Below are 20087 nucleotides of genomic sequence, written 5' to 3'. Positions count from 1 at the left end.
ATGCATCCTTAATTCACAGAGACGTACAGGTGCTGAGATGTACGATTAAGACCATTGAACGCTACTATATCAAGATTAATTATATATCGATAAAGTGATGATTTTAAAATCATAACTAGGGTGGTACCGCGAGACATTCGTCCCTTTTTGAGAGACGAGTGTCTTATTTTTTTAGGAGATGATGTGTGATGAAAACGTTAAAAGCTAGTGAAATAAGACAAATGTTTATCGATTTTTTTGTTGAAAAAGAACATATGGTGGAACCGTCAGCACCGCTTGTACCGATTGACGATGATTCGTTATTATGGATTAATTCAGGGGTAGCAACGTTAAAAAAATATTTTGACGGCCGAGAAATACCTAAAAAACCTCGAATTGTTAATGCGCAAAAATCAATTCGAACAAATGATATTGAAAATGTTGGTTTTACAGCGCGTCACCATACGTTTTTTGAAATGTTAGGTAATTTTTCAATCGGGGACTATTTTAAACGTGAAGCGGTTGCTTTTGCTTGGGAATTTTTAACAAGTGATCGTTGGATGGCAATGGATCCAGATCGTTTATATGTAACGATTCATCCAGAGGACACTGAAGCTTATCAATTATGGCATGATGAAATTGGCTTAAGTGAATCACGAATAATCCGTATTGAAGGGAATTTCTGGGATATTGGTGAAGGGCCATCTGGTCCAAATACCGAAATCTTTTATGATCGTGGTGAGGCTTATGGGCAGGATGATCCAGCTGAAGAAATGTATCCAGGTGGAGAAAATGAACGCTATTTAGAAGTGTGGAACTTAGTGTTTAGTGAATTTAATCATAATAAAGATCACTCATACACACCACTACCAAGTAAAAACATTGATACAGGCATGGGGCTTGAACGTATGGCCTCTATTTCTCAAAATGTACGCACGAACTATGAAACAGACCTCTTTATGCCTATCATGCGTGAAGTTGAAAAGATTTCTGCGAAAACATATTTAGAAAATGCAACGCATGACATTGCCTTTAAAGTTATCGCTGACCATATCCGGACGATTGCTTTTGCGATTTCTGATGGCGCACTTCCAGCTAATGAAGGTCGTGGCTATGTATTACGTCGTTTGTTACGTCGTGCAGTTCGATTTAGTCAATCATTGGATATTAATGAACCATTTTTATATCAGTTAGTTGATGTAGTGGCAACCATTATGGAACCGTATTACCCAAATGTAAAAGAAAAAGCCGATTTTATTGCGCGTGTAATTAAATCAGAAGAAGAACGCTTTCATGAAACATTGGAAGAGGGACTTTCAATACTCAATCAATTAATTGAAGCGTCAAAAGCTTCTAATGAAATGATTAGCGGTGCTGATGCGTTTAAATTATATGATACGTATGGTTTCCCAATTGAATTGACTGAAGAAATAACTCAAGATGCGCAATTGGAAATAGATATGGAAAGTTTTAACGCACACATGGAAGCACAACGTGAGCGTGCACGTAAAGCAAGACAAAATAATCAATCCATGCAAGTTCAAAGTGAAGTATTAAAATCAATACGAACAGTAAGTCGTTTTGTGGGCTACCAAACGTTACAAACTGAGAGTGTGATTACAGATATTATTGTTGATGGCCAACGCCAAGAAAAAGTCGATGCTGGACAAACGATATATTTTGTAATGGATCAAACGCCTTTTTATGCAGTTAGCGGTGGTCAAATTGCAGATAAAGGCATTATTCAAAGTGATGAATTTGAAATCGAAGTATCCGAGGTCATCAAAGCGCCAAATGGCCAACACTTGCATACAGGACAGATTAAATTCGGACAAGTCTATGAAGATGCTATCGTTCATGCATATGTCAATGAGACAGAACGTAAAGCCATTATGAAAAATCATAGTGCCACACATTTGTTACATGCTGCATTAAAACAAGTATTAGGGTCACATGTGAACCAAGCAGGCTCATTAGTAGATAGCGAGCGTTTACGTTTTGATTTTTCTCACATCGCACCTATGACAAGTGAAGAAATTCAACTTGTTGAACAGCGTGTTAACGAAGAAATTTGGAAGAGTATGGATGTTGAAACAAAAGAAATGGCTATTGAAGAAGCGAAGTCAGCTGGTGCTATGGCGCTATTTGGTGAGAAATATGGTGATGTTGTACGAGTTGTTGATATGGGACCGTTCTCTAAAGAACTTTGTGGTGGAACACATGTAAAAAACACTTCTGAAATTGGTTTATTTAAAATTACAAGCGAATCTGGTACCGGAGCTGGTGTGAGAAGAATTGAAGCCGTTACAGGCCAACATGCATATCTCTATTTAGAGCGTTACTTAGAACAATTTAATTTAATCAAGCAACAAGTTAAAGCGAAGTCAGATGATCAAGTGTTTGATAAAATTGTTCAACTTCAAGAAGATGAAAAAGCACTTCAACGCACGCTCGAACAAAAGTCAAAAGAGCTTAATAACTTGAAAATGGGTAGCATAGAAGATAAAGTAGAAGTAATTAATGATTTACCTGTATTAATTACAGAAGTAGAAGTGGATAATGCTAAAGCATTGCGTACGACTATGGACGATTTTAAATCACGCCTGCAAGATACGATTATTATTTTAGCGAGTCATGTTGGTGGTAAAGTATCTTTAATTGCGACTGTACCTAAATCTTTAACAGGCCAAATTAAGGCTGGAGATATTATTAAAGAAATGGCACCTATCGTAGGTGGCAAAGGTGGCGGTCGTCCAGACATGGCTCAAGGTGGCGGTACTGAACCTGAAAAGATAACAACAGCATTACAATTCATTAAAGACTATATTAAATCATTATAATCAATGTCTTGTTCGTGTAAAATAAAGAGTGTAATCACATTATGGTTTAAGGAGTGTTAAGGAATGGAAAACTTTGATAAAACGATGAAATTCAGCTATGAAGACATCCCTAAAGAAAACGTTGAGTATGTTTTGAACAATGTATATCATACACTTGAAGAACGTGGGTATAACGCAGTAAACCAAATTGTAGGTTATTTACTTTCAGGTGATCCAGCGTACATTCCACGTCATAATGAAGCACGTAATCAAATTAGACATATCGATCGCGATGATATTATGGAAGAGCTCGTATCTTTTTACTTAAAACATCATCAAAAGGATTCAGATGCTTAAACATAAAATTATCGGACTCGATGTAGGTAGTAAAACTGTCGGCGTTGCCATTAGTGATTTAATGGGATGGACAGCGCAAGGTTTAGACACACTCCATATTAACGAACAAAACAACCAGCTCGGAATAGATACCTTGATTGAAATTATTAAAAGAGAACATGTTGGCACAGTGGTTATCGGTCTCCCTAAGAATATGAATAATTCTATTGGCTTTCGGGGCGAGGCTTCTTTAAAATATAAACAAGCACTACAAGAAGCACTGCCAGAATTAGAAATTATTATGTGGGATGAACGATTAAGTACAATGGCAGCAGAACGATCATTATTAGAGGCGGATGTTTCAAGAGCAAAACGAAAAAAAGTAATTGATAAAATGGCCGCTGTATTTATTTTACAAGGGTATTTAGACTCACTAAATTAAGGAGAGAGCATATTATGACAAATATAAACCATAATAACCAAGAAATTGAACTTAAAAATGATGAAGAATTATTAACATTATTTGATGAAGATGGTAACGAAGTGTTATATAGAAAAATGTTAGAATTTTATCATCCAGGTTTTAAAAAGGATTATGTCATTCTTGCAGAAGAAGGCGCACAAGCTGACGATGATGACTTAATTGAACTTATTCCAATGATTAATCAACCTGATGAAACTGGTGAAGGCGGTAAATTTTTACCCGTTGAAACAGATGAAGAATGGGACATGATTGAAGAAGTTGTGAATACGAACTTAGATGAAGTAGAAGAATAAAAAAATAGTGTCGGGATTATCGATGCCTAAATCTTAACAAAGCCAGCAAAGTTCATGACAAGTGAATTTTGTTGGCTATTTTTTATACGTGATAAGTTTAAGGTATCAGTGTGTTTTGTAATAAATCATCATTAAAGATGAATTCAGTGTTAAAAAATAATGTGAGTTGTGTTATAATTTTAAGAAGTATTTTATCAGTGTATATGTGCTCATATAAGAACACAGGCATTTCGCGATAACACTGTATGTATAGTTACATTAAGGAAAATCAGTCACTATGGCTGGTTTATTTTTTGATGTATGCATCTAACTAAAAAAGGATGAAATAGTAATGCTTGATAAAAATCAGGATTATTTTTTGAAAATACAATCACACGATTCGAAACTAAATACGTTACGCAGCTATGCGGAAGAACATAAAGTTCCAATTGTCGATCAACTGTCGTTAGACTTGATTTTACAACTTATACGAATGAAACAACCCAAAAACATATTAGAAATCGGTTGTGCTATTGGGTATAGTAGTATGCATTTTGCTTCAGTACATCCTTCTATCCACGTTACAACAATAGAACGAAACGCCGAGATGATTACTTTAGCAAAAGAGAATTTTAAAACTTTTGACTTTGAAAATCAAATTCGATTGATAGAAGCAGATGCTTTAGAAGCATATTCTGCAGTGAATGATCGACACTATGATATGATTTTTATCGACGCAGCTAAAGCACAATCACAAAAATTCTTTGAACTTTATCAAGATTTACTCTCTGAAAATGGCATCATTATTACAGATAACGTACTTTATCATGGCTTTGTATCAGATATCGAAATTGTTCGAAGTCGTAATGTAAAGCAAATGGTTAAGAAAGTACAAAAGTTCAATGAATGGCTTGTTCAACAAAAAACATTTACAACAAATTTTGTAAATATGGATGACGGTCTAGCAATTTCAATAAAGGAGCATAGTCATGACTGAGTTATTAGTAACGCCTAAATCATTAAGTCATATTGACACATTAATCGATAAAGGGGCTGACGCCTTTGTTATCGGAGAAGAAAAATTTGGTTTAAGACTTGCAGGCGAATTTAATAGAGAAGATTTAACAGTAGCAACACACAAAATTCAAGCTGCGGGTAAAAAAGTATATGTGGCCGTAAACGGAATATTTCACAATTACCATATCCCAGCTTTAGAAGATTATATAGCATTTTTACATGAATTACGTGTAGATCGTATTATTTTTGGTGACCCTGCTGTAGTAATGTTAGTAAAACAACAGGATAACCCCATTCCGTTAAACTGGAATGCTGAAACGTTAGTCACTAATCACTTCCAATGTAATTATTGGGGGAATAGAGGTGCTAAACGTGCAGTTTTAGCAAGAGAATTAAGTCTAGAAGAAATTTTAAGCATTAAAGCACACAGTGATGTTGAAATTGAAGTTCAAGTCCATGGCATGACGTGTATGTTTCAATCTAAGCGTATGCTTCTTGGGAATTATTACACGTTCCAAGAACGCCAAATGAAAATAGAACGACAACCTCATGCTGACGATACACAACTGCTTTTGTATGATGAAGAACGTGATAATAAATATCCGGTCTTTGAAGACTATAATGGCACGCATATTATGTCACCTAATGATATTTGTTTAATTGAAGAACTTGAACCGTTATTCGAGGCAGGTATTGATAGCTTTAAAATTGATGGCTTATTACATGATGAATCATATATTTCGCTTGTAACAGAACAATATCGAAAAGCAATTGATTTTTACGAAGCGTCACCTGAAGATTACGAAGACGAAAAATTTATGCTCGTAGATGCGATTGAAGAAATCCAACCAGAACATCGCCCATTTGATGAAGGTTTCTTCTACAAGCAAACCGTTTATTAAAATTATAAAATAGATATGGTATAGGAGAGATGACAATGAAGGTGATGGAGGCTATACGACCCAAAACCACACCCAAAATAAAAAAGCCTGAATTATTGGCGCCTGCTGGCAATTTAGAAAAATTAAAAATAGCCATACATTATGGGGCTGATGCAGTATTTATAGGTGGTCAAGAATATGGTTTACGATCAAACGCCGACAATTTTACTATTGATGAAATTAAAGAAGGCGTTGACTTTGCTAATCAATATGGCGCGAAAGTCTATATTACAACAAACATTATAGCTCATGACGAAAACATTGAAGGATTAGACACATATCTAAAACAACTCGAATCAACGGGTGCTACAGGCATTATCGTTGCCGACCCTCTAATCATTGAAACATGTAAACGCGTCGCACCTAAATTAGAAATTCATTTATCAACACAACAATCTTTAAGTAATTATAAAGCAGTTGAATTTTGGAAAGAAGAAGGATTAGACCGCGTAGTACTTGCACGTGAAACAGGTGCTATGGAAATGCAGGAAATTAAAGATAAGGTAGACATTGAAATAGAAGCATTTATTCATGGGGCTATGTGTATCGCGTACTCTGGCCGTTGCACATTGAGTAATCATATGACAGCACGTGACTCTAATCGCGGGGGCTGTTGTCAAAGTTGTCGCTGGGACTACGATTTATTAACAGTTGATCAAGATGGTGAATTGGATTTATATTTTGATGATAGTCAATCTGTCCCATTTGCGATGAGCCCACGTGACCTGAAATTAATAGAATCAATCCCCAATATGATGGATTTAGGTATTGATTCTTTGAAAATTGAAGGTCGTATGAAGTCCATTCACTATATTGCGACAGTTGTGTCTGTTTATCGAAAAGTGATTGATGCGTATGCTGCGGATCCTGAAAACTTCAAAATCAAACCAGAATGGTTAATTGAATTAGATAAATGTGCGAATCGTGATACCGCACCTGCTTTCTTCAAAGGAACACCAGGATATGAAGAGCAAATGTTTGGAAATGAATCAGCTAAAAAATCACCGTTTGATTTCATTGGATTAGTACTTGCATATGATGAAACAACACAACTTGCCACTATTCAACAACGTAATCATTTTAAACCTGGTCAAGAAGTAGAATTTTTTGGACCTGAAATTGATACGTTTAAACAAGTGATAGACGTCATTTATGATGAAGAAGGCAATGAATTAGACGCAGCAAGACACCCACTTCAAATCATTCAAATCAAAGTGAATCAACCCATCTATAAAAACAACATGATGCGAAAGGAAGTTTAAAAACATGTCCTCAACTACGATTATTGGTATAGCTGGTGGTTCTGGCTCAGGTAAAACATCTGTTACAAATAAAATTATGAAAAACTTAGACGGTCATAGTGTCGCCTTAATTGAACAAGATTTTTATTATAAAGATCAGTCTCACCTTACTTTTGAAGAACGGTTACAAACAAACTATGATCATCCTTTTGCTTTTGACAATGATTTATTAATTCAAAATTTAAAAGATTTAAAAGCAGGTAAATCCGTTGAAGTTCCAACTTATGACTATACAATTCATACTCGAAGCAATAAAAAAATTGCATTTGAACCTAAAGATGTTATTATCGTAGAAGGTATATTTGCGCTTGAAAATGAAACGCTTCGAGATATGATGGATGTAAAAATTTATGTCGATACAGATGCAGATTTACGCATTCTAAGACGGTTAATTAGAGATACCAAAGAAAGAGACCGTACAATGGAATCTGTAGTAGAGCAATATTTAAATGTTGTGCGACCAATGCATAACCAATTCATCGAACCTACTAAAAAATTTGCCGACATAATCATTCCTGAAGGTGGAAGCAATAAAGTCGCCATTGATATTATGACGACAAAAATTCAAGCTTTAGTTCAAAAACAAGACTAATTTTAAACGTAAAAGGAAGATGCAAACATGGAAAATCAAAAACAATATCCAATGACACAAGAGGGCTTTGAAAAGCTAGAACAAGAATTAGAAGAATTAAAAACCGTTAAACGTCCTGAGGTTGTAGAAAAAATTAAAGTCGCACGAAGCTTCGGGGATTTATCAGAGAACTCGGAGTATGATGCTGCAAAAGACGAGCAAGGTTTTATTGAACAGGACATTCAACGAATTGAAACAATGCTTCGCCATGCTTTAATTATTGAAGATACAGGCGATAATCACATCGTTCAAATCGGTAAAACTGTTACATTTGTCGAGTTACCTGGTGATGAAGAAGAAAGCTATCAAATAGTTGGATCAGCTGAAGCAGATGCGTTTAATGGTAAAATATCTAACGAATCACCAATGGCGAAATCTTTAATTGGTAAAAAATTGAACGAAGAAGTTCGTGTTCCACTTCCAAACGGTGGGGAAATGAATGTTAAGATTGTTAATATAAAATAACACTTTATGAATTAGAGGTTAAGAATTCCTTAAAATGGGAATAACTTAACCTCTATTTTTTTGTCCTCATCATTATTATGTGATAATGTTTTTTCGTGTGATTGTTTAAACACATTATCTATACGCATCGAATATATCAAGAAACATCATTATTGAGGTCTTTAATTGCAATCACATCGTTACTACACATGATAAACAAAACTATTGTCTACTTATAAAATCAAGACATAAATCATATCATACAGTAACGATAGTATATGCTTTGAAACTTACAATTTATATTAATCCAATCCAAATTGTAAGACTATCATAAGCATGGTAAAATGACTCTTTGAAAAGGGTTTCAGAAAGGGGGATTTAAAAATGGAATATCAACAAATCAGCGAACAGGCATTCATGATCTATTTTGAATCAAATATAGATGAAACGACATTCAATCGGTTGCATATCGTAAAAACTTATATCGAATCATTAGAACATCCAGATATTAAAGAAATCGTGCCATCATATCGAGCACTCTTAGTGTACTTCGACGGTATCTCCATAAAGTATGAATCATTACTTAAAGACTTAAAATTAGAAATGATAACATTCGATGACATTGCTATAAATCAACCACGTCGCATCATAAATTTACCAGTATTATACGGGGGGAAATGGGGACCTGACTTAGAGATTGTTGCACAGCATAATCAACTCACAGCTGAACAGGTTGTTCAAACGCATACAGAAGGCTACTACTTAGTTTATATGATTGGATTTATGCCTGGGTTTCCATTTTTAGGTGGACTTGACAAACGTATTCATACGCCACGTAAATCAGAGCCAAGAATTAAAATTCCAGCAGGATCAGTGGGTATAGCAAATAATCAAACTGGTTTATACCCCGAAGATTCACCAGGCGGTTGGCAAATTATTGGTCAATCACCTATTAAAGTGTTTGATATCCATCGGGATCCTAAAATTTTATATCAACCAGGCGATAAAATTAAATTTTATGCAATCAATGAAGAACAATTTTTGCACATTAAAAAATATACACAAAACGGTCTCATTGATTATAAAGATTGGGTGATCATCAATTATGAGCATTAAAATATTAAAACCAGGACTTTTTACAACAATTCAAGATTTGGGACGTTTCGGCCATCAAGAAGAAGGTTTTTCTCCAGCTGGTGTGATGGATTGTCCAAGTTTTGAAATATTAAATGCATTACTTAATACGAATAATCAACCCTCTTTAGAAATTACAATGGTAGGCCCAACAATTCAATTTTTAGAACAAAATTTATTTGCGGTTACAGGTGCCCCATTTAATATGAAATTAAATGGTCATACTATACCACATCAAACTGTAATTAAAGCGGATCAAGGTGATATTTTAGAATTGGGTACTGCTCATCAAGGTGTACGTGCATACATAGGGTTTGCCAATCCCTTAAATGTTCCACTTGTTGAAGGGAGTGTGGCAACACATACACGAACATCTATAGGTGGACACAAAGGGCGAGTCTTAAAAGCGAAAGATATCATCCCTACGATGCAGCACAATATTGACTATAGTCTTATTGGGCGTTCAACGGACTATCAAAGTTTTAGCCCCAAAGGGAATCTTCCTATTGGTATTATGGACGGTCCACAACTTAACGCCTTTTCTAAGCGTACAATAAAAGAAATTGAAAATTTAGAATTTACAGTATCTGATAGTTCTGACCGTATGGGTTACCGATTAAAAGGCCCCTCTATTAAACCTACAGACTCCGCAGATATTATTTCTGAACCAGTCGCACTAGGAAGCATACAAGTTCCAAATGATGGCAATCCTATTATATTACTCAATGACCGGCAAACTGTTGGGGGTTATACGAAGATTGCAACTGTCATAGACTCTGATATTGTGGATATCATTCAAAAAAGGCCAGGTGAAACCATTCAGTTTGAATGGGTCACTTTTAATGAAGCGAATGAAATTCTTGACCGAAAAAACAGAAAGCTTAAACAAGCCATATCACAACTACAAAAACAACCGAAACGGTATTTAAACAATATTAGACCTACTCAATCGAAAATTAAAAGTGTATTAAAAGGAGATAGTAAACCATGGATTTAAAACAAATCGATCAAACATTAAGTTTATTAAGAGCATACGGGGCGAAACATTTTAAATATAAAGATGATGATATTGAACTGGAATTAGATTTAGCTGCACAAGTTCCAAATGATGATATGCCTGCACCAACAGCATCTCACCTTACGGGTTCAACTCAGCTTCCATCAAATCATGACACCAATGATACTGAAGATAATGAAAAAGTTATTCGTTCTCAAATGATTGGAACGTTTTACTTACAAGATGAAAAAGAGCTTACAAAACCCGTGATTAAAGTCGGTGATCATATTAACAAAGGTGATATTATTGGGTACGTTGAAGCAATGAAAGTTATGAACGACGTTACAGCTGATGCCTCCGGTGAAATAACAGAAATACCAGTTGATCATGGAGAAAACATCGAACATAACCAAATCATAGTGAAATTGAAATAAAGGGGGGTTAGATGTTTCGAGTATTAGTTGCCAATCGTGGAGAAATTGCAGTACGTATTATACGTGCACTTCGAGAAATGAAAATGGAATCTGTTGCAATTTATGCAGTGGGAGACGAAGCGAGTTTACACGTTAAACTTGCTGACTATGCTGTATGTATTGGCGATGCAAATCCTTTAGACAGCTATTTAAATATAAGAAACATTTTGGCTGCAGCAGAGATGACACAAGCCAATGCGATCCATCCTGGATATGGATTTTTATCTGAAAGTCCTACTTTTGCAGAGAAAGTTGAACAAGAAGGCCTTTATTTTATAGGACCTACAAAACAAACTATGGAACTTATGGGAGACAAAATTACAGCACGTCAAACTGTTCATCAAGCAGGTGTTCCCGTTATTCCTGGCTCACAAGGTGCTGTCGAATCCGTCGATGAAGTTAAATCACTAGGAGAAGAACTTGGTTATCCGATTGTCTTGAAAGCGGCAAGTGGCGGTGGCGGGAAAGGCATTCGCATTGTCAAACAAGAGAGTGATATCGAGCGCCTTTTTAAAGAGGCTAAAAGTGAAGGGAATAAATATTTTAACGATGATCGAATTTACGTTGAAGCTTTTATCCCAATTGCGAAACATGTAGAAGTACAAGTTTTAGGTGATGGTAAAACGAATTTTATTCATCTCGGTGAGCGTGACTGTTCTGTTCAACGGAAAAATCAAAAATTAATAGAAGAATCGCCTTGTAGTGCGTTGACTAATGAAAAAAGAGCGCAAATGTGTAATGATGCAGTAAAAGTTGCACAAGCAGCAAATTATCGTAGTGCAGGGACAATAGAATTTTTGGTAACAGAAGATGCGTATTATTTTATTGAAATGAATGCTCGTATTCAAGTTGAACATACGGTTACTGAAATGCGCACCAATATTGACTTAGTGCGACAACAATTATTAATTATGAGAGATGGGGCATTAAAATTAAAACAAGAGGAGATTCCTTTTCAAGGTCACGTCATAGAAGCACGCATTAACGCGGAGGATCCAGAAAAAGGTTTTCGTCCTACGCCTGGTATTGTTGAAAGACTGCATTTACCTCAAGGTTTTAATGTTCGTGTTGATTCGCTTCTTTATAGTGGCTACACTGTATCATCATATTATGATTCATTAGTTGCAAAAGTAATTGTTAAGGGTGACGACCGTTCACATGCGATAGAAAAACTAAAAGTCACTCTAGATGAAATGGTGATAGATGGCTTTACCACTACAGCTGATTTCTTATATGCTGTATTATCTTATCCACCGTATTATGAAGGTGATGCTAAAGATGTAGACATTAAATTTTTAGATCGTCATTCAATTTTTGAGGAGGCAAATCATGAATAAAGTTGACTTAAATTGCGACTTAGGTGAAAGCTTCGGTAATTACACTATAGGAAATGATAAAGAAGTGATCCCATTGATTACCTCTGCAAACGTTGCATGTGGTTTCCATGCTGGTGACCCGGTAGTAATTCAAAATACAGTCGCACGTGCGAAAACACATGGTGTTGGTATCGGTGCTCATCCAGGTTTTCCGGATTTACAAGGTTTTGGGCGAAGACAATTAGATATGACACATGAAGAAATCTACAGCATGATCATTTATCAAATTGGCGCGATTCAAGCATTTTGCGACCTTTATGACGTTCCATTAAATCACGTTAAACCACATGGAGCTTTGTATCAAATGGGTGCAAAAGATAGCGCAGTTGCTAAAGTGATTGCACAAGCTGTTTATGATATGAATCCAAATTTAATCTTTGTAGGTTTATCTCAATCTCACTTAATAGAAGAAGCCCAAAAAATAGGACTACAAACGGCGTCTGAAGTTTTTGCGGACCGCCGTTATGAACCAAATGGACAACTTGTTAGTCGTAAAGAAAAACATGCTGTTATTGAAGATACTAACGAAGCGATTGCTCAAGTGATTAAAATGGTTACTGAGGGTAAGGTGACCGCAACAAATGGAGAAGACATTCATATTACTGCAGATACAATATGTGTGCATGGTGATGGGGCACATGCATTAGAGTTTGTGAGACAAATTCGTGACGCTTTATCAGCAGCTGATGTACGCATTGTTAAATTAGGGGGTTAATTAATGAAAAGGGAATCACAACAATTGAACAGTTCAAAACAATTTGAATTTACAAAAACACATAAACGTTTATTATTAGGTTCTGTGTTTTTGATGGCTACGTCTGCGATAGGACCTGCATTCCTTACGCAAACTGCTGTATTTACGCAACAATTTTTAGCGAGTTTTGCATTTGCAATTCTACTATCTATCATCATTGACATCGGTGCTCAAATTAATATATGGCGTATTTTAGTGGTCACTGGTTTACGTGGACAAGAAGTTGCCAATGAAGTCGTAAAAGGACTAGGAACATTTATTTCAATATTGATCGGTTTAGGGGGTCTCGCATTCAATATTGGTAATATTGCAGGTGCTGGATTAGGTCTAAACGCCATTTTCGGCATTGATGTGAGACTTGGTGCTGCCATTACGGCAATTATTTCCATCTTAGTCTTTGTTTCAAAAAATGGTCAAAAAATTATGGATGTTGTTACACTTATTTTAGGTATTGTAATGATTGCCATCGTAGCGTTTGTTATGATTAAAACAAATCCACCATACTTAGAAGCGGCTGGCCGAATGTTTGTACCTGAAAATCCCACTGCACTCGTATTACCAATTATTACTTTAGTAGGTGGTACAGTAGGTGGTTATATTACTTTTGCGGGTGCACATCGTCTCCTAGATGCAGATATTAAAGGTAAAGATTATTTACCTTTCGTAAACCGTTCTGCGATTGCAGGTATTTTAACTACTGGTGTGATGAGAGGGTTGTTATTCTTAGCGGTTTTAGGCGTTGTTATCACTGGAGTAGTTTTAAATCCTGAAAATCCGCCTGCCTCTGTATTTGAACATGCTCTAGGTCCAATTGGTAAAAATATTTTCGGTGTCGTACTTTTTGCCGCTGCAATGTCATCAGTAATTGGTTCGGCATATACAAGTACTACATTTTTGAAAACATTACATCATAAAATAAATAAACATGATAATTATGTAGTTATTACTTTTATTGTATTATCAACTATCATTTTCCTATTTTTAGGAAAACCTGTAACACTATTAATTGTTGCTGGTGCATTCAATGGCCTGATTTTACCTATTGTGTTAACAACAATTTTAATTGCTTCTAAAAATAAACGTATTGTTGGTGACTATCAACACCCGACATGGATGCTTATTTTTGGAATTGTTGCTGTACTTGTAACAATTTTTACTGGATTATATTCATTCCAAGGTTTGTTAGAATTAATTGGTAAATAAATGATTAACTTATGTTACTCATACGTAAGTGCTCTTTAAAGTTTTATTTCATTCAACTTTAAAGAGCGCTTTTTTAATGCCATAATCAAGCGCATTACAATCTATTTTTATTCTCATTACAACGACCATTATGATAAAATTGACTTCGAATATAGACAACATCTAGGAGGAAAAGTATGATTGGAATCATTGGAGCAATGGAAGAAGAAGTTGCCATCTTAAAGTCACAAATGAGTGATGTCGAGACATTAAAAATTGCGCATACCCTTTTCTATAAAGGGAAGTTAAATAATACAAATGTAGTTTTAACTCAAAGTGGTATTGGAAAAGTAAATGTAGCCATTTCAACGACTTTATTAATTCAACAATTTAAACCTGAACTGATTATCAATACCGGTTCAGCAGGTGGTCTGCAACCAGGATTATCTTTAGGAGACGTTGTGGTAAGCACAAGTGTTACATACCATGATGCAGACGCGCGTGCATTTGGTTATGCAATGGGTCAAATACCTGGGATGCCCGAATCATATGTTGCTGATAAAACATTGATTCATCATGTTAATGACGTTCTAAATACGTTAGAACAACCTGTGAGAGAAGGCATGATCGTATCTGGAGATAGTTTTATAGGAACTGAACAACAGCGCGCAGTTATTCTTAAACATTTTCCAAATGCCATGGCGGCTGAAATGGAAGCTGCGGCAATTGCGCAAACGTGTTATCAGTTTAACGTACCATTTATTGTGACCCGAGCGATTTCAGATTTAGCTGATGGTGATGCAGGTATGACGTTTGAAGCATTTTTAAAAGTTGCCTCAAAATCATCCAGCCAAATGGTCATTGCTTTAATTCAAAAACTCAATCAATAATAAATATTCATTTTATTGAAAGTTATGCTATAATTGTACGAATGAATTTTAAATTTGGAGGATTACGATGGGTATCATTAGTCGCTTATTTTTACCGAATCAATATGTTAAATCAATATATGAAATCGACTTCGATAAATTAAAAGAAAGAAATATTAAAGGCGTAATTACAGATTTGGATAATACGTTAGTAGGTTGGGATGAAGCAGACCCAACACCTGGTGTAGAAGCATGGTTTAAAGGACTAAGCGATCACAATATAAAAGTAACAATCGTTTCTAATAATAATGAAGCACGGGTAAAATCTTTTTCTAAAAATTTAGATGTTGATTACATCTTTAAAGCCCGAAAACCATTAGGAAAATCTCTTATTAAAGCTACTAAACAAATGGGACTTAATAAGGATGAAGTGGTCATTATTGGGGATCAAATGCTCACAGATGTATTTGGTGGAAATCATAATGGATTGTACACAATTATGGTTGTCCCAGTTAAAAATTCTGATGGCTTTGCTACTAAACTCAACAGAATGATTGAACGTCGTTTATTAAATTACTTTAAAAGAAAAGGATATATTAATTGGGAGGAATAACATTTGACTGATGATTTAAAATGTATCGGATGTGGTGCTACACTACAATCAGAAGATAAAGACAAGCCAGGATATGTTCCTGAATCTAGTCTTTACAAAGAAGACGTGATATGTCGTCGCTGTTTTAGATTAAAGCACTACAATGAAGTGCAAGACGTTGGTATGGATAGCGATGACTTTTTAACTTTATTAAATAAATTATCTGATAAAAAAGGTATAGTTGTAAATTTAGTCGATGTTTTTGATTTAGAAGGCTCTTTTATTCATGCAATTAAACGCATTGTGGGAAATAAGAAGATTATTTTAGCCGCAAATAAAATTGACTTATTACCTAAACAAATTAATAAACGTCGTGTGACAGAATGGTTAAGACAATCCGCTAAAAATTACGGTTTATATGCAGATGATGTAGTGTTAATTTCAGCAATGAAAAATTATGGTATCGAAGCACTTATGGCATCTATTGAAAAACACCGAAATGGTGAAGATGTTTATATAGTTGGAACAACAAATGTTGGAAAATCCACGCTTATTAATAAATTAATAGAGCATAGTGTTGGAGAAAAAGATGTAGTCACTACGTCTCGAATACCTGGTACAACACTTGATATGATCGATATTCCTATCGATGAAAACAGTGATATGTATGATACACCAGGAATTATACAAGCACATCAAATGACACATTTAGTTACACCAAAAGAGTTAAATATCATTATGCCTAAAAAAGAAATTAAGCAACGTGTATATCAGCTTAACGAAGGACAAACGTTATTTTTTGGTGGACTCGCTCGTATTGATTATATTAAAGGTGGTAAACGGCCACTCATCTGTTATTTTTCAAACGAATTAAATATCCACCGAACAAAAACATCTAATGCAGATCGTTTATGGCACGAACAACTAGGGGATTTGCTGTCACCACCATCAGATGCGTCAATGTTCCAATTAGATGAATTGAAAACTGTAACTCATTCAACGAATACTGAAAAACAGGACGTAATGATTTCTGGTTTAGGCTTTATAACAATTGACAAAGGTGCAACGTTTAGTGTGACGGTGCCAAAATCAGTAGATGTCACATTAAGACCATCAATTATGTAGGAAGTGTTTAAATGAAATTTGCAGTAATCGGTCATCCAATTCAACACTCATTGTCACCATTGATGCATCACGCAAATTTTCAATCTTTAAAAATGGATGCTGAATATGAAGCGCTCAATATTCCAGTAGAACATTTTCACCATATTAAAGATACCATTAATAGTCGTCAACTGAATGGATTTAATGTAACGATTCCTCATAAAGAACGTATTATTCCATATTTAGATGTGTTATCAGATGAAGCGAAAGAAATGGGTGCCGTAAATACGGTAGTCGTTAAAGATGATAAGTGGATAGGTTATAATACTGATGGTATTGGCTTTGTTAAAGGATTGGAATCCTATTATGGCGAATTAAAAAAAGCTAAAATCCTCATTTTAGGTGCTGGCGGGGCTAGTAAAGGAATTGCATATCAATTAAAACAACGAACAAGTTATCCTATTTATGTTGCGAATAGAACAATGGCACGCTTTGATTCATGGTCATTTGAAATCAATGCTATTCCGTTAGAAGACGTGAATACTATTGCGTCACAATTCGACATCATCATAAATACAACACCACTTGGTATGGGTCAATCTCATGAAAGTATTATGACATTGAAAAACCTAAAGCCTAACGCACTTGTAGCAGATATTATATATACACCTCTCATTACACCATTTTTAGCTACTGCACGCCAAAATGGTTATGATATTTACAATGGTTTAGACATGTTTGTATATCAAGGTGCGGAAAGTTTTAATATTTGGACGCAAAGAAAAGCTGATGTAAAAGCAATGAAAACAGCAGTATTAACTAAATTAAACTCAAAGTAGGAGGAAATTATGACATTAACAGGGAAACAAAAACGTTTTTTACGCAGTGAAGCCCACCACATTGATCCTATTTTTCAAATTGGGAAATCTGGTATTAATGAAAATATGGTTGAACAAATTAAAGATGCGTTAGAAAAGCGTGAATTAATTAAAGTACACATTTTACAAAATAATTTTGATGATAAAGGCGATCTTGCAGAATCATTAAGTAGCGCGACTGATAGCCACCTAGTTCAACAAATTGGATCTATGATTGTTTTATATAAAACATCAACGAACCATAAAAAAATTGAGTTGCCTTAATTATGGAAAAAATCGTCATATACGGTGGACAATTCAATCCCATTCATAGTGCGCATGAGATGGTGGCAACCATGGTAAATGAAGCAATAGCACCTGATATTTTCTACTTTTTACCAAGTTACAAATCACCTTTAAAGGTGCATACAGATATTATTGACGTCAAACATCGTATTGAAATGATTCAATGTGTGATCAAAAATTTAGGTTTTGGCACCATAAGGTATGATGAACTCGAGCGTAAAGGGGATAGCTATACGTATGATACATTAAAAATAGTACAAGAAGCACACCCGAGTGCAAAATTGTATTTTGTCATTGGTACTGATCAATATGAACAACTTGCTCAATGGTATAAAATCGACATGTTGCGTTCTTTTGTTACTTTTATCGTCGTTAATCGGCAACCTAAAGCCGTTATCAATGATGAGAGCATCATACAAGTTAATATGCCTGAAATGGCCATCAGCTCCACAGAAATACGTGAGCGTCGTAAACGTGGACAGACAATTCATATGTGGGTACCACTCAATGTGGAACATTATATTATGAAGGAGGATTTATATGGATAAATCTTTCGCTATAGAATTAGTTGAACAAAAATTACCGAAGAAACGGTTTGAACATTCTATGCGCGTTGCTGAAACTGCCGTTAAATTAGCTGAAATTTATGAAGGGGATACAAATAAAGCTGAATTGGCTGGTATTTTACATGATTTCTGTAAATATGATGATTTGGGCTCGATGTATCAAAAAGTGACACGCTATGAATTGGATTCCACTTTATTAAGCTATGGCTCTGAAATATTACACGGGCCCGTATGTGCAGCCATTATGAAGCATCAATATCACCTTAATGATGAAGATGTTCTATTAGCCATTGCACATCATACAACCGGGCGTCAACAAATGACTAAAAATGAAAAAATCGTTTTTATTGCGGACTATATAGAGCCTGGACGTACAACTAAGGGAGTCGAAGATATTCGCGAAATGGTATTGAGTGGAAAAGGGTTAGATAAGACGATTTATGAAATTTCTAAACGTACTGTTTTATATCTCGTTGAAAAAGATGTTAATGTATATCAAGCAACGATAGATTGCTTGAATTATTATAATTTTAACGATTCTAAATAAAGGATGATTAAATGAACGCTTATGAACTTTTAACTTACGCTGTTGAAGCAGCTGGCGATAAAAAAGCAGAAAATATAATTGCTTTAAATATGCAAGAGATTTCAGATATTGCTGATTATTTTGTAGTTTGTCACGGAAATAATGAAAGACAAGTTCAAGCAATAGCTAAAGCTGTAAAAGATGTTGCAGAGTCACATCAAATTACAGTGAAGCGAATGGAAGGATATCAAGAAGCAAAATGGATATTAGTTGATTTAGGTGACGTTGTTGTGCATGTCTTTTATAGAGATGAACGTTTACATTACAATCTTGAAAAATTATATCATGATGCTGAAATGTACCGATATGATGAGGTCGTTCACGCATAATGGCATATCAAAACTTAAGTGAATTTTACGATACGCTCACAGAGGATCAACCTTATCAAGATTGGGTTAACGTATTAGAGCAATTGACGGCATCGATGCAAATAAACAATTTATTAGATATTGGATGTGGCACAGGTACTTTAACTTGCTTATTTTCAAAGATTGCTAAAAATGTGACTGGCATTGATTTAAGCGATGAGATGATTGAGAAAGCAAAATTAAAGTCTGACAAGATTACATGGTTAAAAGGGGATATGTCGAATTTTAATCTAAATCAAAAATTTGATGTAATTACAATTTGTTGTGACTCACTTAATTATTTAACTACAGAAGATGCTGTTATGAACACATTTAATCATGTATACCATCATCTGAATGAGCATGGACTTCTAATGTTTGATGTTCACACCGCTCACAAAATGGAAACACAATTCAATCATCAAACTTATATAGATGATAGAGATGACCTCACACTACTATGGCAAGCTACACCAGGAGATGATCCTTTAAGTGTATGGCATGATTTAACATTTTTTAGTTTGAACGAAGACGGTACCTATAGTAGAACTGACGAATCACAATATCAACGCACCCTTAAAAAACCGCTATATGATGAGATGTTGAAAATCGTCGGCTTTAAAAACATTCAATCTTTTTATGATTTTGATATAACTAATCAATCTTCCCATAGTGATCGCTTGTTTTTCGTAGCAACTAAATAAAGTAACTTACCCCTTT

The 20087-nt window shown here is 35.0% G+C and carries 24 protein-coding genes and 1 other annotated feature (1 of these 25 cut by a window edge); all 24 genes read left to right on the top strand.

The genetic code is table 11. The features are described from left to right. Positions 1-148: a binding site (T-box leader), on the top strand; it begins 26 nt to the left of the window's first position. A gap of 40 nt (positions 149-188) precedes the next feature. Further along, complete coding sequence (gene alaS / locus GJE18_RS06145; RefSeq protein WP_107368568.1) at positions 189-2819, top strand: alanine--tRNA ligase; 2631 nt, start codon at positions 189-191, stop codon at positions 2817-2819. A gap of 63 nt (positions 2820-2882) precedes the next feature. Then, a complete protein-coding gene (locus tag GJE18_RS06140; RefSeq protein ID WP_039645438.1) occupies positions 2883-3155 on the top strand; it encodes an IreB family regulatory phosphoprotein in 273 nt (90 codons plus the stop codon). Continuing rightward, on the top strand, positions 3148-3576 hold the full coding sequence (gene ruvX / locus GJE18_RS06135; protein WP_037565451.1) for a Holliday junction resolvase RuvX: 429 nt from the start codon (positions 3148-3150) through the stop codon (positions 3574-3576). The genes GJE18_RS06140 and ruvX overlap by 8 nt, the downstream gene beginning before the upstream one ends. A 14-nt stretch (positions 3577-3590) precedes the next feature. Beyond that, complete coding sequence (locus GJE18_RS06130) at positions 3591-3911, top strand: DUF1292 domain-containing protein (protein ID WP_105995584.1); 321 nt, start codon at positions 3591-3593, stop codon at positions 3909-3911. A gap of 331 nt (positions 3912-4242) precedes the next feature. After that, on the top strand, positions 4243-4887 hold the full coding sequence (locus tag GJE18_RS06125; protein ID WP_060551175.1) for an O-methyltransferase: 645 nt from the start codon (positions 4243-4245) through the stop codon (positions 4885-4887). Continuing rightward, positions 4880-5809 (top strand): peptidase U32 family protein, encoded by a 930-nt coding sequence (locus GJE18_RS06120; RefSeq protein ID WP_037565448.1) that lies wholly within the window; start codon positions 4880-4882, stop codon positions 5807-5809. Before GJE18_RS06125 ends, GJE18_RS06120 begins: the two co-directional genes overlap by 8 nt. Positions 5810-5844: 35 nt before the next feature. Then, positions 5845-7110, top strand: coding sequence for a peptidase U32 family protein (locus tag GJE18_RS06115; RefSeq protein ID WP_060551174.1), 1266 nt, complete (start codon positions 5845-5847; stop codon positions 7108-7110). A 4-nt stretch (positions 7111-7114) separates the two neighbouring features. Further along, positions 7115-7741, top strand: a complete 627-nt coding sequence (gene udk, locus GJE18_RS06110) for a uridine kinase (protein WP_060551173.1) — start codon at positions 7115-7117, stop codon at positions 7739-7741. Between the two features lie 27 nt (positions 7742-7768). After that, positions 7769-8245: a transcription elongation factor GreA gene (greA, locus tag GJE18_RS06105; protein WP_060551172.1), complete on the top strand. Its 477-nt coding sequence runs from the start codon at positions 7769-7771 to the stop codon at positions 8243-8245. 363 nt (positions 8246-8608) lie between these two features. Then, entirely contained in the window at positions 8609-9340 is a 732-nt protein-coding gene (gene pxpB, locus GJE18_RS06100; protein ID WP_107368569.1) for a 5-oxoprolinase subunit PxpB, read from the top strand. Then, positions 9330-10355: a 5-oxoprolinase subunit C family protein gene (locus tag GJE18_RS06095; RefSeq protein WP_107368570.1), complete on the top strand. Its 1026-nt coding sequence runs from the start codon at positions 9330-9332 to the stop codon at positions 10353-10355. The genes pxpB and GJE18_RS06095 overlap by 11 nt, the downstream gene beginning before the upstream one ends. Beyond that, the gene (locus tag GJE18_RS06090) at positions 10346-10789 is read left to right on the top strand and encodes an acetyl-CoA carboxylase biotin carboxyl carrier protein (protein ID WP_107368571.1); all 444 of its coding nucleotides are present in this window, start codon (positions 10346-10348) and stop codon (positions 10787-10789) included. The genes GJE18_RS06095 and GJE18_RS06090 overlap by 10 nt, the downstream gene beginning before the upstream one ends. Positions 10790-10800: 11 nt before the next feature. Continuing rightward, positions 10801-12165 carry an acetyl-CoA carboxylase biotin carboxylase subunit gene (locus tag GJE18_RS06085; RefSeq protein WP_060551168.1) on the top strand — a complete coding sequence of 455 codons (1365 nt, stop codon included), beginning with the start codon at positions 10801-10803 and terminating at the stop codon, positions 12163-12165. Beyond that, positions 12158-12919, top strand: a complete 762-nt coding sequence (gene pxpA / locus GJE18_RS06080; protein WP_060551167.1) for a 5-oxoprolinase subunit PxpA — start codon at positions 12158-12160, stop codon at positions 12917-12919. The genes GJE18_RS06085 and pxpA overlap by 8 nt, the downstream gene beginning before the upstream one ends. Positions 12920-12922: 3 nt before the next feature. After that, complete coding sequence (locus GJE18_RS06075; protein WP_060551166.1) at positions 12923-14161, top strand: NRAMP family divalent metal transporter; 1239 nt, start codon at positions 12923-12925, stop codon at positions 14159-14161. Positions 14162-14337: 176 nt separating this feature from the next. Next, positions 14338-15030: a 5'-methylthioadenosine/adenosylhomocysteine nucleosidase gene (locus GJE18_RS06070; RefSeq protein WP_060551165.1), complete on the top strand. Its 693-nt coding sequence runs from the start codon at positions 14338-14340 to the stop codon at positions 15028-15030. A gap of 67 nt (positions 15031-15097) precedes the next feature. Further along, the gene (locus GJE18_RS06065) at positions 15098-15622 is read left to right on the top strand and encodes a YqeG family HAD IIIA-type phosphatase (RefSeq protein WP_037565439.1); all 525 of its coding nucleotides are present in this window, start codon (positions 15098-15100) and stop codon (positions 15620-15622) included. A 3-nt stretch (positions 15623-15625) separates the two neighbouring features. Continuing rightward, positions 15626-16726, top strand: a complete 1101-nt coding sequence (yqeH, locus tag GJE18_RS06060; RefSeq protein ID WP_060551163.1) for a ribosome biogenesis GTPase YqeH — start codon at positions 15626-15628, stop codon at positions 16724-16726. An 11-nt stretch (positions 16727-16737) separates the two neighbouring features. After that, positions 16738-17544, top strand: a complete 807-nt coding sequence (gene aroE / locus GJE18_RS06055; RefSeq protein WP_060551162.1) for a shikimate dehydrogenase — start codon at positions 16738-16740, stop codon at positions 17542-17544. Between the two features lie 9 nt (positions 17545-17553). Beyond that, on the top strand, positions 17554-17847 hold the full coding sequence (yhbY, locus tag GJE18_RS06050) for a ribosome assembly RNA-binding protein YhbY (RefSeq protein WP_060551161.1): 294 nt from the start codon (positions 17554-17556) through the stop codon (positions 17845-17847). A gap of 2 nt (positions 17848-17849) precedes the next feature. After that, the gene (nadD, locus tag GJE18_RS06045) at positions 17850-18416 is read left to right on the top strand and encodes a nicotinate (nicotinamide) nucleotide adenylyltransferase (RefSeq protein WP_103346464.1); all 567 of its coding nucleotides are present in this window, start codon (positions 17850-17852) and stop codon (positions 18414-18416) included. Then, complete coding sequence (yqeK, locus tag GJE18_RS06040) at positions 18409-18981, top strand: bis(5'-nucleosyl)-tetraphosphatase (symmetrical) YqeK (RefSeq protein WP_037565434.1); 573 nt, start codon at positions 18409-18411, stop codon at positions 18979-18981. Before nadD ends, yqeK begins: the two co-directional genes overlap by 8 nt. A gap of 11 nt (positions 18982-18992) precedes the next feature. Then, positions 18993-19349, top strand: coding sequence for a ribosome silencing factor (gene rsfS / locus GJE18_RS06035; protein ID WP_037565433.1), 357 nt, complete (start codon positions 18993-18995; stop codon positions 19347-19349). Then, a complete protein-coding gene (locus tag GJE18_RS06030) occupies positions 19349-20071 on the top strand; it encodes a class I SAM-dependent DNA methyltransferase (protein WP_082624727.1) in 723 nt (240 codons plus the stop codon). The genes rsfS and GJE18_RS06030 overlap by 1 nt, the downstream gene beginning before the upstream one ends. Positions 20072-20087 lie beyond the last annotated feature (16 nt).

This window comes from Staphylococcus agnetis, assembly GCF_011466855.1.
GTDB classification, from domain to species: Bacteria; Bacillota; Bacilli; order Staphylococcales; family Staphylococcaceae; genus Staphylococcus; species Staphylococcus agnetis.
The sequence above is the reverse complement of the archived record's forward strand: the minus strand, read 5'-3'. Positions and strand labels throughout refer to the sequence as shown.

What these genes read in the sequence shown, in the direction of transcription:
- alaS (WP_107368568.1), top strand. Translation starts at nt 189, where the DNA reads ATGAAAACGTTAAAAGCTAGTGAAATAAGACAAATGTTTATCGATTTT.
- GJE18_RS06140 (WP_039645438.1), top strand. Translation starts at nt 2,883, where the DNA reads ATGGAAAACTTTGATAAAACGATGAAATTCAGCTATGAAGACATCCCT.
- ruvX (WP_037565451.1), top strand. Translation starts at nt 3,148, where the DNA reads ATGCTTAAACATAAAATTATCGGACTCGATGTAGGTAGTAAAACTGTC.
- GJE18_RS06130 (WP_105995584.1), top strand. Translation starts at nt 3,591, where the DNA reads ATGACAAATATAAACCATAATAACCAAGAAATTGAACTTAAAAATGAT.
- GJE18_RS06125 (WP_060551175.1), top strand. Translation starts at nt 4,243, where the DNA reads ATGCTTGATAAAAATCAGGATTATTTTTTGAAAATACAATCACACGAT.
- GJE18_RS06120 (WP_037565448.1), top strand. Translation starts at nt 4,880, where the DNA reads ATGACTGAGTTATTAGTAACGCCTAAATCATTAAGTCATATTGACACA.
- GJE18_RS06115 (WP_060551174.1), top strand. Translation starts at nt 5,845, where the DNA reads ATGAAGGTGATGGAGGCTATACGACCCAAAACCACACCCAAAATAAAA.
- udk (WP_060551173.1), top strand. Translation starts at nt 7,115, where the DNA reads ATGTCCTCAACTACGATTATTGGTATAGCTGGTGGTTCTGGCTCAGGT.
- greA (WP_060551172.1), top strand. Translation starts at nt 7,769, where the DNA reads ATGGAAAATCAAAAACAATATCCAATGACACAAGAGGGCTTTGAAAAG.
- pxpB (WP_107368569.1), top strand. Translation starts at nt 8,609, where the DNA reads ATGGAATATCAACAAATCAGCGAACAGGCATTCATGATCTATTTTGAA.
- GJE18_RS06095 (WP_107368570.1), top strand. Translation starts at nt 9,330, where the DNA reads ATGAGCATTAAAATATTAAAACCAGGACTTTTTACAACAATTCAAGAT.
- GJE18_RS06090 (WP_107368571.1), top strand. Translation starts at nt 10,346, where the DNA reads ATGGATTTAAAACAAATCGATCAAACATTAAGTTTATTAAGAGCATAC.
- GJE18_RS06085 (WP_060551168.1), top strand. Translation starts at nt 10,801, where the DNA reads ATGTTTCGAGTATTAGTTGCCAATCGTGGAGAAATTGCAGTACGTATT.
- pxpA (WP_060551167.1), top strand. Translation starts at nt 12,158, where the DNA reads ATGAATAAAGTTGACTTAAATTGCGACTTAGGTGAAAGCTTCGGTAAT.
- GJE18_RS06075 (WP_060551166.1), top strand. Translation starts at nt 12,923, where the DNA reads ATGAAAAGGGAATCACAACAATTGAACAGTTCAAAACAATTTGAATTT.
- GJE18_RS06070 (WP_060551165.1), top strand. Translation starts at nt 14,338, where the DNA reads ATGATTGGAATCATTGGAGCAATGGAAGAAGAAGTTGCCATCTTAAAG.
- GJE18_RS06065 (WP_037565439.1), top strand. Translation starts at nt 15,098, where the DNA reads ATGGGTATCATTAGTCGCTTATTTTTACCGAATCAATATGTTAAATCA.
- aroE (WP_060551162.1), top strand. Translation starts at nt 16,738, where the DNA reads ATGAAATTTGCAGTAATCGGTCATCCAATTCAACACTCATTGTCACCA.
- yhbY (WP_060551161.1), top strand. Translation starts at nt 17,554, where the DNA reads ATGACATTAACAGGGAAACAAAAACGTTTTTTACGCAGTGAAGCCCAC.
- nadD (WP_103346464.1), top strand. Translation starts at nt 17,850, where the DNA reads ATGGAAAAAATCGTCATATACGGTGGACAATTCAATCCCATTCATAGT.
- yqeK (WP_037565434.1), top strand. Translation starts at nt 18,409, where the DNA reads ATGGATAAATCTTTCGCTATAGAATTAGTTGAACAAAAATTACCGAAG.
- rsfS (WP_037565433.1), top strand. Translation starts at nt 18,993, where the DNA reads ATGAACGCTTATGAACTTTTAACTTACGCTGTTGAAGCAGCTGGCGAT.
- GJE18_RS06030 (WP_082624727.1), top strand. Translation starts at nt 19,349, where the DNA reads ATGGCATATCAAAACTTAAGTGAATTTTACGATACGCTCACAGAGGAT.